The organism is Marinobacterium iners, from assembly GCF_017310015.1.
Classification (GTDB): domain Bacteria; phylum Pseudomonadota; class Gammaproteobacteria; order Pseudomonadales; family Balneatricaceae; genus Marinobacterium; species Marinobacterium iners.
In genome coordinates this window covers 4,006,477-4,019,823 of sequence record NZ_CP022297.1, presented here as the reverse complement: position 1 = coordinate 4,019,823, position 13,347 = coordinate 4,006,477, and the positions used below count along the sequence as shown (strand labels likewise).

Below are 13,347 nucleotides of genomic sequence, written 5' to 3'. Positions count from 1 at the left end.
ACGTGGCCAAGATCATCACAATCACCAATCAGAAGGGTGGTGTGGGTAAAACCACCACCTGCGTCAACCTGGCGGCATCTCTTGCCGCGACCCGCAAACGGGTACTGATGATCGACCTGGACCCCCAGGGGAATGCCACCATGGGCAGCGGCATCGACAAGCATCAACTGGAACATTCGGTGTATGAGCTCCTGACAGATCAGACCGATGCCGCCAATGCGATCATCAAGGATACCCTGTGCGGCTATCATCTGATCGGTGCCAATGGCGACCTGACGGCTGCCGAGGTTGAGCTGCTGCAGCTCCCGCGGCGTGAATTCCGGCTCAAGATGGCACTGATGCCGGTGATGGATGACTATGACTTCATCCTGATCGACAACCCGCCGTCACTCAATCTGCTGACGGTCAACGCACTGGCGGCATCATCCGGTGTGATCATTCCTATGCAGTGTGAGTACTATGCACTGGAGGGAATCAGTGCACTGGTCGGGACCATCAACAAGATCAATCAGCGCCTGAATCCGGAGCTGAAGATCGAGGGCATACTGCGCACCATGTACGATCCGCGCATGAGCCTGACGAAGGATGTATCCACTCACTTGGTGGAGTATTTCGGGGATAAGGTCTATCGCACGGTGATCCCCCGTAATGTGCGTCTGGCTGAAGCGCCAAGCCATGGTCTGCCGGCACTGCAGTATGACAAGAGCTCCCGCGGGGCTCTGGCCTATCTGGCTCTGGCTGGTGAATTGATTCGCCGTACGGATCGGGAACGCACCGCAGAGGCGGTGGTGACAACGGAACAGGAAGCTGAATGATGGTAGCGAAAAAACGGGGACTGGGGCGCGGGCTGGATGCGTTGCTGTCTGATGTGGCGGCAGAAGACTCACCTTACGCGGAACAGACCGAGGCACGTCAGGCCGCAGACAAGCAGGGTGACTTGCGACAGATGCCACTGGATGACATCCAGCGTGGTCGTTATCAGCCACGGCGTGATCTAGAACCGCAGGCATTGGAAGAGCTGGCAAACTCGATTCGTGCCCAGGGCGTCATGCAGCCGATTGTGGTCCGACCGGTAGCGGAGGGACGTTACGAAATCATCGCAGGTGAGAGGCGCTGGCGAGCGGCACAGATGGCGGGATTGAGCACAATTCCGGTGATTATCCGCGATGTGCCCGATGAAGCAGCCATCGCCATGGCCCTGATTGAAAACATTCAGCGTGAAAATCTCAACCCAATCGAGGAAGCGATCGCGCTGCATCGTCTGCAGACCGAGTTTGAGCTGACCCAGCAGCAGGTCGCTGATGCCGTTGGCAAGTCCCGCTCCACGATTACCAACTTGCTCCGGTTGATGAATTTGACTGATGAGGTCAAAAAAATGCTGGAGTATGGCGATATCGAAATGGGCCATGCGAGGGCATTGCTGGCCCTGGAAGGGCTGGTTCAGATCAAGGCGGCAGATGAGGTCGTCACCAGAGGGCTTTCGGTACGCGAAACCGAGTTGTTGGTGAAGCGTTTTCAGCAACCCGCTGATGCCGAAGAAAAGCCGTCAAAGCAGCCAGACGAACAGCTGCAGCAGCTTGCAGGAGAGCTGTCTCAGCGTTTTTCTGTACCAGTCAAGATCAATGCGACGGCAAGCGGCAAGGGCAAGATTTCAATAAATTTCAAGTCGCGTGATGAACTCGATGCAATCCTGCAGCTGATTGGCTGACCCGCATCAGGTAATATCCAGTCGTACTGGCTTAGGGTAAGACCTTAGTGCAAATCTTCCGGGTTTCAGTTGAGAAACAGGGGGGGAATGCCTATAATCTGCCCGCTATTTGGGCACTGTTTCGGACGATACAGGATCAGGATTGAGGAAGAGTACAGCGGAGCAAGTCCCAAAAGCGGCTGTCAGTGTACGTGACAGGCGCAGCATCAAGGGATTCAAGCGAATCTTCCTGCAACAGGCCGTGTTGATACTCAGTGTATCTGTGGCCTGTTTGTTGCTCGGGGTGACACAAGCATATTCGGCCCTGCTGGGTGGTCTGCTTTACCTGATTCCGAATCTGTATTTTGCCTGGCGGGCACTTTCCAGCCAGGACGCCGATAACGCCCATCGCATCGTGATTCGTATGTATGCGAGCGAAATAGGGAAAATGATGCTGGCGGTTGCGCTGTTCAGTGCAACCTTCATGCTGGTTCAGCCTTTGAGCCCATTTCCCCTATTTGGCACCTTCATACTGCTGCAGCTATCCGGATGGATACTGCAGCTGAAGCAGTGCAGACACAGTTCCTGAAACTTTGAATGAGAGATACTGAGAATGGCAAGTGGAACAGTTACATCCTCAGAATACATTTCCCATCACTTGACCAACTTGACGTTCGGGAATCATCCCGAAAACGGTTGGAGCTTCGCGCACGGTGCGCAGGAAGCGGCAGAGATGGGTTTCTGGGCGATCAACGTCGATACAATGCTGTGGTCCGTGGGGCTGGGCCTGCTGTTTATATGGTTCTTCCGCAAGGTGGCCAAAAGTATGACAGCCGGTGTTCCTGGGGGGGCGCAGAACTTCGTTGAAACTCTGATCGAGTTCATCGATGAGAACGTTAAAAGCATCTTTCACCACAAGAATGCCGTAATTGCCCCACTGGCACTGACCATCTTCGTCTGGATTTTCCTGATGAACCTGATGGACCTGGTGCCGGTTGACTGGGTGCCTTACATCTTTGCGCAGATGGGTGTTGAGTACATGAAAATTGTACCGACCACTGACGTGAACGCTACCGGCGGCATGGCATTGAGCGTGTTTGCCCTGATTGTTTACTACAGCATCAAGCAGAAAGGTGTGAGCGGGTTCCTGGCTGAGCTTTCATTCCAGCCGCTGCCGAAAATATTTGCTCCGTTCAACCTGTTCCTTGAGCTGGTTGGTCTGCTTGCCAAACCGGTGTCGCTGGCACTGCGACTGTTCGGCAACATGTACGCGGGCGAAATGATCTTCATCCTGATCGCGCTGCTGCCGTTTTGGGCGCAGTGGGTGCTGTCTGTACCCTGGGCGATCTTCCATATCCTGGTTATTACTCTGCAGGCGTTCATCTTCATGGTGCTGACAATTGTGTACCTCGCCATGGCGCATGATGATCACTGAGTTGTAACGGATAGAGTTTACTGAACAACCGATTTACCTTTGCAAAACTAACTAACTTAACCTTGAAAATAGTTGGAGAGAAAAAATGGAAGCAATGCTGTATATCGCTGCTGCGCTGATGCTGGGTCTGGGTGCTATTGGTGCTGCTATCGGCATCGGTATCCTGGGTGGCAAGTTCCTGGAAGGTGCTGCTCGTCAGCCTGAACTGGTTCCTCTGCTGCGTACTCAGTTCTTCATCGTAATGGGCCTGGTTGACGCGATCCCGATGATCGGTGTTGGTCTGGGTCTGTACGTCCTGTTCGCTGTTGCTTAATTAAGTAGTTCGAATGGCACTGCGCCCCTGCGGGGGTAACTACTTGAACAGACAACCGCGAGAGGTAATGGCGTGAATATCAATCTCACCATCATTGGTCAGGCCATTGCATTCTTCCTCTTCGTCGTATTTTGTATGAAATACGTCTGGCCACCGATTACCGGTGCCCTGGCTGAGCGTAAGAAGAAGATTGCCGAAGGGCTTGATGCGGCCGACCGTGCTAAACGTGATCTCCAGCTGGCACAGGAAAAAGCAGCTGACGGAATGCGTGCAAGCAAGGAAGAGGCAGCCGCCATCATTGAACAGGCCAACAAGCGGGCTAACCAGATCATCGAAGAAGCCAAGGAGCAGGCACGTGTCGAAGCCGACCGTGTGAAAGCATCTGCTCAGGCTGAACTCGAACAGGAAGTCAACCGTGCACGCGAAACACTGCGCGCTCAGGTGGCTACACTGGCAATTGCCGGTGCTGAAAAGATTCTGGAAGCCTCTGTTGACGAAAAAGCGCACGCTAAGCTGGTTGAGAAACTGGCAGCTGAGCTTTAAGCGAGGTTTACGATGGCTGAACTCAATACAGTCGCCCGGCCCTACACCAAAGCCGCATTCGAATATGCGCGTGAGAAGGGCAACCTCGATCAATGGTCTCAGACACTGTCACTTGTCGCCATGGCGGCCAGTGACAGCCTGATGACCCGAGTGCTGAGCAATCCGTCCCTGAGCGGCGAGCAAAAAGCTGACGTTGTACTGTCAGTGCTCGATGCCAAGGCGGATGAAGCAGGCAAGAACTTTGTTCGTCTGTTGGCCGAAAACGGCCGGCTGAGCCTGCTGCCAGAGATCTCCGTGCAGTTCGAGCGCCTGAAAGCCAATCTGGAGAAAAAGGTCGATGTTGACCTGACCACGGCTTTCCCGCTCGAAGATGCACAGCAGGAGAAACTGGCCAAGGCCCTCAGCACCAAGTTGGGTCGTGAAGTGAAGCTTACATCCCAGGTGGATAAATCCATCATCGGGGGTGTGGTTGTTCGCTCTGATGACCTTGTGATCGACGGTTCCGTTCGCGCACGACTGGCGAAACTGGCCGAAGCGATGAATTCCTGAGTGTGAGGAATAACAATGCAGCAACTGAATCCATCTGAGATCAGCGAGATTCTCAAGAAGCGCATCGAGAAACTTGATGTGTCTTCTGAAGCCCGTAACGAGGGCACCATCGTCAGCGTATCCGATGGTATTATCCTGATCCACGGTCTTGCCGACGTTATGTACGGCGAGATGATCGAATTCCCGGGCGGTGTCTACGGTATGGCACTGAACCTGGAGCGCGACTCTGTCGGCGCCGTAGTACTGGGCGACTACCAGGGTCTGGTCGAAGGCATGACCGCACGTTGTACCGGTCGTATTCTTGAAGTGCCGGTTGGTCCGGAACTGCTTGGTCGCGTTGTTGACGCGCTGGGTAACCCGATCGATGGCAAGGGGCCGGTCAATACCAAGCTCACCGACGCGGTTGAGAAGGTAGCGCCGGGTGTAATTGCACGTCAGTCCGTAGATCAGCCGGTTCAGACCGGTCTGAAAGCGATTGACGCGATGGTACCGGTTGGCCGTGGCCAGCGTGAGCTGATCATCGGTGACCGTCAGATCGGTAAGACCGCAATTGCGATCGATGCGATCATCAACCAGAAAGGTACCGGCATCAAGTGTATCTACGTTGCGATCGGACAGAAGCAGTCCACCATCGCCAACGTGGTGCGCAAGCTGGAAGAGCACGGTGCGATGGATCACACCATCGTTGTCGCTGCAGGCGCTGCTGATCCGGCTGCCATGCAGTACCTGGCACCGTACGCCGGTGCGACCATGGGTGAATACTTCCGTGACCGCGGTGAAGACGCGCTGATCGTATTTGACGACCTGACCAAGCAGGCTTGGGCATACCGTCAGATCTCTCTGCTGCTGCGTCGTCCGCCGGGCCGTGAAGCATACCCGGGTGACGTATTCTACTTGCACTCCCGTCTGCTGGAGCGTGCGTCCCGTGTAAATGCTGACTACGTTGAACAGTTCACCAAGGGTGAAGTGAAAGGCCAGACCGGTTCTCTGACCGCGCTGCCGATCATCGAAACCCAGGGTGGTGACGTATCTGCGTTTGTACCGACCAACGTAATCTCCATCACCGATGGCCAGATCTTCCTGGAAGCCAGCCTGTTCAACTCTGGCGTACGTCCTGCGATCAACGCAGGTCTGTCCGTATCCCGAGTGGGTGGTTCTGCCCAGACCAAGATCATCAAGAAGCTGGGTGGCGGTGTGCGTCTGGCACTGGCTCAGTACCGTGAGCTGGCAGCGTTCGCGCAGTTCGCTTCCGACCTGGATGATGCTACTCGTAACCAGCTGGAACACGGCCAGGCCGTAACCGAGCTGATGAAGCAGAAACAGTACTCTCCGATGTCCGTCGCCGACATGGGTCTGAGCCTGTACGCTGCCAACGAAGGCTTCCTGAAAGGTGTCGAGCTGGACAAGATCGGTGCATTCGAAGCAGCCCTGGTCGCCTACTTCAACAGCGAACACGCTGATCTGATGGCGAAAGTGAACGAGAAAGGCGGTTACGACGACGAAATCGCGGCTCAGTTCAAGGCTGGCATCGAGAAGTTCAAGTCTACCCAAACTTGGTAATTGCTCGTCAGAGCTGGTGACCGGCCAGATACACCGGCCGGTCCAATACTGATTCAAGTTTAATAGGCGGAACTATGGCAGTCGGAAAAGAGATTAAGACGCAGATTGCGAGCATTGGCAGCACGCGCAAAATCACCAGCGCCATGGAAATGGTTGCTGCGTCGAAGATGCGTAAAGCCCAGGATCGCATGCAGTCTTCCCGTCCGTACGCCCAGAGCATCCGTGGTGTTATTCAGCATCTGGCGAAAGCCAACCCTGAATACAAGCACCTCTACATGCAGGAGCGTGAGGTCAAACGTGTCGGCTTCATTATTGTGGCATCCGACCGTGGCCTCTGTGGCGGTTTGAACGTGAATGCGTTCAAGGCAGCTGTAAGCAAGATGAAAGAGTTCCACGACAGGAATATCGAAGTCGATATCTGTGCACTGGGCTCTAAGGCAATCACCTTCTTCCGTAACTACGGCGGTAACGTCGTTGCTGCGAAGGGCGGTCTCGGCGATGCGCCGGAACTGGAACAGTTGATCGGTTCGGTCAAGGTGATGCTGGATAACTTCGACGAAGGCAAGCTGGATCAATTGTTCATCGTATCCAACGATTTCGTGAACACCATGACCCAGAAGCCTGGCGTAGAGCAGCTGCTGCCGCTGAAGGCGGAAGACGATGACAAGACGCTCAACCATCACTGGGACTATCTGTACGAACCGGACGCGAAGGAGCTGTTGAACGGCCTGCTGACGCGTTACATCGAGTCCCTGGTCTATCAGGCCGTGGTTGAGAACAACGCCTGTGAACAGGCAGCCCGAATGCTGGCGATGAAGAATGCAACCGACAACGCCGGCAACCTGATCGACGAGCTTCAACTGGTATACAACAAGGCTCGTCAGGCGGCGATTACTCAGGAAATTTCCGAGATCGTCGGTGGTGCTGCTGCTGTTTGATGCAGTGAACAGGTTTAAAAGTTAAGAGGATCCGAACATGAGTAGCGGACGTATTGTTCAGATTATCGGTGCGGTTGTAGACGTGGAATTCCCGCGTGACAACGTGCCGAAGGTTTACGACGCATTGACCGTCGAAAAAACCGGCCTGACACTGGAAGTTCAGCAGCAGCTGGGCGACGGTGTCGTACGTGCAATTGCCATGGGTCAGACTGAAGGTCTGAGCCGTGGTTTGGAAACGACCAACACTGGCGCTCCGGTATCTGTACCGGTCGGTACTGCCACCCTGGGTCGTATCATGAACGTTCTGGGTGAGCCGATCGACGAATGTGGTCCGATCGGTGAAGAAGAGCGTTACGCCATCCACCGTAAGGCGCCGTCTTACGCTGACCAGGCAGCTACTAACGAGTTGCTGGAAACCGGCATCAAGGTTATCGACCTGGTTTGCCCGTTCGCTAAGGGTGGTAAGGTCGGTCTGTTCGGTGGTGCCGGTGTAGGCAAGACCGTAAACATGATGGAGCTGATCAACAACATCGCAACTCAGCACTCTGGTCTGTCCGTATTTGCGGGCGTTGGTGAGCGTACTCGTGAGGGTAACGATTTCTACCATGAGATGCAGGAAGCTGGCGTTGTAAACGTTGAACAGTTCGACAAGTCCAAGGTGGCGATGGTCTACGGCCAGATGAACGAGCCGCCGGGTAACCGTCTGCGTGTAGCTCTGACCGGTCTGACCATGGCGGAAAAATTCCGTGATGAAGGCCGTGACGTACTGCTGTTCGTCGACAACATCTACCGTTACACCCTGGCGGGTACCGAAGTATCGGCACTGCTGGGTCGTATGCCTTCTGCGGTAGGTTACCAGCCGACTCTGGCGGAAGAGATGGGCGTTCTGCAGGAACGTATCACCTCTACCAAGACAGGTTCCATCACGTCTATCCAGGCGGTATACGTACCGGCGGATGACTTGACTGACCCGTCTCCGGCAACCACCTTCTCCCACCTTGATGCGACTGTAGTACTGTCTCGTCAAATCGCGGAGCTGGGTATCTACCCGGCGATCGACCCGCTGGACTCCACCTCTCGTCAGCTGGATCCGCTGGTTATCGGTCAGGAACACTACGAAATCGCTCGTGGCGTTCAGCAGACCCTGCAGCGCTACAAGGAGCTGAAGGATATCATCGCGATTCTGGGTATGGACGAGCTGTCTGAAGAAGACAAGCAGACTGTATCCCGTGCGCGTAAGATTCAGCGCTTCCTGTCTCAGCCGTTCTTCGTGGCCGAAGTATTTACCGGTTCTCCGGGTAAATACGTGTCTCTGAAGGAAACCATCCGTGGCTTCGACGGCATTCTGAAAGGTGAATATGATCACCTGCCGGAACAGGCGTTCTACATGGTTGGCACCATCGACGAAGCTGTTGAGAAAGCGAAGGGCCTGTAAGTTCCGCGCGGAACCTTTTAAGAGGTAATCAAGATGGCTATGACTGTTCATTGTGACATCGTAAGTGCCGAAGAGCAGATCTTCTCCGGCCTGATCGAGTTCGTCTCCGTGACAGGTAGCCTGGGTGACCTGGGTATCTATCCGGGTCACGCTCCGCTTCTGACGGAACTGAAACCAGGCCCTGTCGAGCTGCGCAAGCAGGGCGGTGAGGAAGATGTATTCTACGTCTCCGGTGGCTTTATCGAAGTACAGCCGCATAAAGTGACAGTGCTTGCTGATACTGCACTGCGTGCGGGTGACCTGAGTGAAGCTGCCGCGCTTGAAGCCCAGAAGCATGCTGAGCATGCCATGGCTGACAAGACCGGCGAGTTCGAATACTCACGTGCTGCGGCTCAGCTGGCTGAAGCAGCGGCTCAGCTTCGCACTCTGCAGCAGATTCGTCGCAAGATTGGTAAATAACCAACCTTTCGACTGCATGCAAAAAGCAGCCTCAGGGCTGCTTTTTTTTGTTTGCCCGGCGAAGCCGGCAAACCCGGCCACCTGAAAGAAGGTGGCGTCACCCTGACTGAGGGGAAGACAATCCGACTGGCAAGGGCATTGCTGGCCAACGGCAGGGTCTGAAGGAAGCCATAGGACGTTAACGGTACACAACGCAAGTGAACCTGCTTCGGCAGTGCAGGTGGGTAAGCGTGCAAAATAGCGCGAAGCCCGATACTCGGTCAGACCTGTGCTGTGCTTGAGGGTGGAATCGTTAACAGGGAGCCGGTGCAGTAACCGGGGAAGCCTGACACCCTATCCGGCTCGATCGGACGTTGAGGCTCAAGGCGAAAGCCAAGGCCACAGCGGGTGTGAGGTGGCAGATGAAGCCGTAGTAGTGATGAAGTTTCGGCCTGAGAAGCCTGGCAACAGTGTGGAGGATAAAACCGGAACGACCGCTGGCGGAGGTCCAGTGGGCCGGGCAAGGTCAAAAGCCTTGGCTCGGATGCGAAGGGCGGAAGTCATTAATGAGTATGACGCACAACGAAAGGACGGTGGACGCTGTGTTCACAAGCTACCCGACGGGGTGGGGACGTGAGTTGAGGCGCTGCAGGAATGCGGTTGCTTTGGCTTTCACCGAACACGGGAGTAGAACGAGACTGTGGCGGCAGATTGCCCATGTGCTAGTACCCGGACAGATCGCTCGAAACAGACCGGCAGCCAAACCAACCTCCGGAGTCGTCATCACAGAGATGAGCAGGTATGAGGAAATACTACAGTCTTTACGGACGGTTGCTGTCGATGCGGCGTCTGTATCAAGCCTTCAAACACGTCAAACGCAACCGAGGTGCGGCCGGAGTCGATGGGCAGAGCCTGGCTGCGTTCGAAGCGAATCTGGAGGTGGAGCTGTCATGCCTGTTATCTGAACTGAAGGAAAAGCGCTATCGAGCGCAGCCTGTCAGACGCGTTACCATCGCCAAGGACGATGGTGGAGAGCGTCAGCTGGGTATTCCAACGGTTCGAGACCGAGTCGTGCAACAAGCGGTGCGCAGCCTGATTGAACCGATCTTTGATCCGGACTTTCATCCGTCAAGCTACGGGTATCGTCCGGGACGCAGTGGCCATCACGCGATAGGCAAGGCGACGCTGTTTATTCGTCGCTATCGACGTGAGTGGGTCGTGGATATGGACCTGTCGAAATGCTTCGACACGCTAAATCACGATCTGATCATCCGCCAGTTCCGCCGACGGATTACGGACGGCAGTGTATTGTCACTGTTGCGTCAGTTCCTTGAGAGCGGGGTAATGGTGGGCCACCAGTTTGAAAAGACGGATCTGGGCAGCCCACAAGGCGGCGTAATCAGTCCCCTGATTGCGAACGTCTATCTGGAGGCGTTCGACCAGTTCATGAAGGCGCGGGGCCATCGGATCGTCCGCTATGCGGACGACATCCTGATCCTGTGCTGCTCAAAGGCTGGAGCGGAGAACGCGCTGAAAGTGGCTCAAGGGTATCTGGAAGAGGCATTGAAGCTGACAGTGAATGCCACCAAGACCCATATTGCACACAGCGATGATGGGATCAAGTTCCTGGGTGTCGTAATCCATACAGATTACACCCGCATTCAGGACAAGAAGGTGCTGAAACTGAAAGAGAAGTTGAAAGCGCTGACAAAGCGAAACCGTGGCACAGGACTTGCGGACACAATCCGTGAGTTGAATCCCGTGCTGCGGGGCTTCGCCAACTACTTCCGGGTCGCCCACTGTGCGCGCATACTGAAACAGGTAATGGGCTGGCTGAGGCGACGTTTACGCTGCCTTCAGCTCAAACAGTGGAAGAAACCGAGCCGGCTGCATCGTCGACTGAAACAGTTGGGCTATCGTCCGCCGTTCAAGTCGATCAAGATGAATAGCTGGCACAATGCGGCGTCTCCACTGGCCCACCAGTCGATCCCCAACGCTTATCTGCATCAAGAACTAGGGTTAATGGACTTGACCCAAGTGAGAACCGGCATCTCTGTCCCCATGCTCGGGGTCAATTACTGACATGAGCCGTATACGAGGCCCGTACGTACGGTTCTGTGAGAGGGATGAGGCGGCGACGCCTCACCCTACTCGATGTATCTGGATATTACGTGACGGCTATGAAGCGTTGCAGAAATCATGTTGCGTGCTTTCGCTAGAGTAAGCCCCACAGCGTGTTGAATATGATCTGCTGGGCAGCGGCAACTTCACGTGAGTCGATCACCACTGCGGTAGGGTAATTGTCAGAAGCCAACGAAATAATGGCGCAGCGTGGTGGGTAAATTGCAATGTATGCCGCATCAACTGAACCCTCTGTTCGTATCCATTTACGTTCCGAGTACTCGGCGCTCTCACCTCCATCACCGATCGCAATCACCCGCACGCGAATTTTGCGGGCGACCCGCTGAGCCGTGAAGTTGGGAAATGGACGGTACAACAGGGGTCGAATCGGCTTGGAGGAAAACACCGAGTAGACACGTTCATCCTGATCACCAACACGGTTGAGAATATCGCGCAGGACCTGCTCAATCCCGGCATCCCCTTCATAAAACTCCACATTGGCGACGCTGAATTCAGGTTTAAGGTGGTGCAGTTCGGGTATCACACTGCCTTTCAGCTGATTGATCGCCTGATCAAGTTGCTGGCGTCGCTCTTGTGCCAACTGGAGTAATACTTCTGGCTCTCGCGCTGAAAAATAGCGGCGTTTGCCCTTGGGCAGGTAGGTGACGACTCCACGCTGTTGCAGGCTTTTAAGACACTCATAGGTTGTCCCGCGATTGACACCTGCGCGTTCAGCAACGGTTCGTATTGCACTGGGTCCCAATGCAAGCAAGGCCTTGTAAATGCTGACATCACGTTCACTCAGACCGAGCTGTTCAAAAATCTGCTGGTTCATATTGTCAATTTTTGAGTGACAAAAAGGATTGATCGATTTCGAGTATACGCTAAAGTGCCTGACAACTCTTGAATCAATGGGCCCTGACAGGTGTCAGGGCCGCAAACAGACAAGTTGTGGATGATGAAAACGGATGTAGTGATTCTGGCTGCCGGACAGGGCAGTCGCATGAAATCGGCGTTGCCGAAAGTGATGCACCGACTGGCAGGAAAGCCGATGTTGCAGCATGTTATTGATCGTGCCAGGGCACTTCAGGCTGAAGCGCTGCATGTGGTGATTGGACACGGCGGTGAGCAGGTTGAACAGGCAATGAAGGGTCAGGCAGTGAATCTTGTCTGGCAGCATGAGCAGTTGGGGACAGGCCATGCCGTGGCTCAGGCGATGCCGCAGATCGGCAACGACTCGATTGTACTGATTCTGTACGGCGATGTACCACTGACGCGTCCTGAAACGCTTCAGCAGCTGACAGATATCGCTTCACAGGGTGATCTTGGGCTGCTGACAGTGAATCTTGAGGATCCTGCCGGATATGGTCGAATCATTCGCAATGCGGTTGGCGATGTGGTGGCCATTGTTGAGCACAAGGATGCCAGCGAACAGCAAAAGCTGATCCGTGAGGTGAACACCGGTATTCTGGCGCTGCCGTCTGCGGCGCTGCATGAGTGGTTGCCGCGTCTGTCTGCGAATAACGCTCAGGGCGAATACTACCTCACCGATGTGATCGCCATGGCGGCAGAAGAAGGCATGCGAGTGCGCGCCATCCAGCCGAAAGCCGAGCAGGAGGTACAGGGCGTCAATAACCGTCTGCAACTGGCTCAGCTGGAACGCTGGTTCCAGCAGCAGCAGGCCGAAATGCTGATGGCTGAAGGCGTGACCTTAGCCGACCCTGCCCGTATTGATATCCGTGGTGTGCTGAAAACCGGTCGTGACGTGCTGATCGATATCAACGCGGTGTTCGAAGGCGAGGTACTGCTGGGTGATGGTGTTGAAATTGGCCCCAACTGCCTGATCCGTAATGCGGTGATTGGGGCAGGTTGTCGTATAGAAGCCAATTCGATGATTGATGGCGCTACTGTGGGTGACAATGCGCAGATCGGCCCCTTTGCTCGGCTTCGTCCAGGTACCGAATTGGCCAAAGGCGGCAAGATAGGCAATTTTGTAGAAACCAAGAAGGCTCGTATTGGAGAGGGCTCCAAGATCAACCACCTGACCTATATCGGCGATGCTGAGATCGGTCGAGAGGTTAATGTCGGAGCCGGTACCATCACCTGCAACTATGATGGTGTTAACAAGTCCCTTACCCGTATCGGCGATGGTGCCTTTATTGGTTCCAACAGCTCGCTGGTGGCACCGGTCGATATTGGTGCTGGTGCAACCATCGGCGCTGGCTCTACCGTAACCAAAACCGTGACTGACAACCAGCTGGCGGTGGCCCGTGGCAAGCAGATCAATCTTGATAACTGGGCGCGCCCGCAGAAGAAAGGATCCTGAGC

The 13,347-nt window shown here is 54.9% G+C and carries 14 protein-coding genes; 13 read left to right on the top strand and 1 reads right to left on the bottom strand.

Annotated elements, in window-relative coordinates; translation table 11 throughout:
• Positions 1–2 precede the first annotated feature (2 nt).
• The 12 genes from CFI10_RS18955 (at position 3) to ltrA (ending at position 10,980) form a co-directional block, all read left to right on the top strand.
• Entirely contained in the window at positions 3–815 is an 813-nt protein-coding gene (locus tag CFI10_RS18955) for a ParA family protein (RefSeq protein ID WP_091827881.1), read from the top strand.
• Positions 815–1,708: a ParB/RepB/Spo0J family partition protein gene (locus tag CFI10_RS18950; RefSeq protein ID WP_206842312.1), complete on the top strand. Its 894-nt coding sequence runs from the start codon at positions 815–817 to the stop codon at positions 1,706–1,708. Before CFI10_RS18955 ends, CFI10_RS18950 begins: the two co-directional genes overlap by 1 nt.
• 142 nt (positions 1,709–1,850) lie before the next feature.
• Positions 1,851–2,276, top strand: coding sequence for an ATP synthase subunit I (locus tag CFI10_RS18945; protein ID WP_206837614.1), 426 nt, complete (start codon positions 1,851–1,853; stop codon positions 2,274–2,276).
• A 24-nt stretch (positions 2,277–2,300) separates the two neighbouring features.
• Entirely contained in the window at positions 2,301–3,122 is an 822-nt protein-coding gene (gene atpB / locus CFI10_RS18940; protein ID WP_091827879.1) for a F0F1 ATP synthase subunit A, read from the top strand.
• 85 nt (positions 3,123–3,207) lie between these two features.
• Complete coding sequence (gene atpE, locus CFI10_RS18935; RefSeq protein WP_091827878.1) at positions 3,208–3,435, top strand: F0F1 ATP synthase subunit C; 228 nt, start codon at positions 3,208–3,210, stop codon at positions 3,433–3,435.
• Positions 3,436–3,507: 72 nt separating this feature from the next.
• A complete protein-coding gene (locus CFI10_RS18930; protein WP_091827877.1) occupies positions 3,508–3,978 on the top strand; it encodes a F0F1 ATP synthase subunit B in 471 nt (156 codons plus the stop codon).
• A gap of 12 nt (positions 3,979–3,990) precedes the next feature.
• Positions 3,991–4,527, top strand: coding sequence for a F0F1 ATP synthase subunit delta (locus CFI10_RS18925; protein WP_091827876.1), 537 nt, complete (start codon positions 3,991–3,993; stop codon positions 4,525–4,527).
• A 15-nt stretch (positions 4,528–4,542) separates the two neighbouring features.
• Entirely contained in the window at positions 4,543–6,087 is a 1,545-nt protein-coding gene (gene atpA, locus CFI10_RS18920; RefSeq protein ID WP_206837611.1) for a F0F1 ATP synthase subunit alpha, read from the top strand.
• A 74-nt stretch (positions 6,088–6,161) separates the two neighbouring features.
• Entirely contained in the window at positions 6,162–7,025 is an 864-nt protein-coding gene (gene atpG / locus CFI10_RS18915; protein ID WP_091827874.1) for a F0F1 ATP synthase subunit gamma, read from the top strand.
• A 37-nt stretch (positions 7,026–7,062) separates the two neighbouring features.
• The gene (gene atpD / locus CFI10_RS18910) at positions 7,063–8,460 is read left to right on the top strand and encodes a F0F1 ATP synthase subunit beta (protein ID WP_091827873.1); all 1,398 of its coding nucleotides are present in this window, start codon (positions 7,063–7,065) and stop codon (positions 8,458–8,460) included.
• A 33-nt stretch (positions 8,461–8,493) separates the two neighbouring features.
• Complete coding sequence (locus CFI10_RS18905; protein ID WP_091827872.1) at positions 8,494–8,919, top strand: F0F1 ATP synthase subunit epsilon; 426 nt, start codon at positions 8,494–8,496, stop codon at positions 8,917–8,919.
• Positions 8,920–9,699: 780 nt separating this feature from the next.
• Complete coding sequence (gene ltrA, locus CFI10_RS18900) at positions 9,700–10,980, top strand: group II intron reverse transcriptase/maturase (protein ID WP_206837609.1); 1,281 nt, start codon at positions 9,700–9,702, stop codon at positions 10,978–10,980.
• 133 nt (positions 10,981–11,113) lie between these two features.
• Here ltrA and CFI10_RS18895 read toward each other — a convergent pair whose 3' ends face one another.
• Positions 11,114–11,854 carry a TrmB family transcriptional regulator gene (locus tag CFI10_RS18895; protein WP_091827871.1) on the bottom strand — a complete coding sequence of 247 codons (741 nt, stop codon included), beginning with the start codon at positions 11,852–11,854 and terminating at the stop codon, positions 11,114–11,116.
• A gap of 123 nt (positions 11,855–11,977) precedes the next feature.
• Here CFI10_RS18895 and glmU point away from each other — a divergent pair, with 123 nt between their 5' ends.
• Positions 11,978–13,345, top strand: coding sequence for a bifunctional UDP-N-acetylglucosamine diphosphorylase/glucosamine-1-phosphate N-acetyltransferase GlmU (gene glmU / locus CFI10_RS18890; RefSeq protein WP_206842311.1), 1,368 nt, complete (start codon positions 11,978–11,980; stop codon positions 13,343–13,345).
• Positions 13,346–13,347 lie beyond the last annotated feature (2 nt).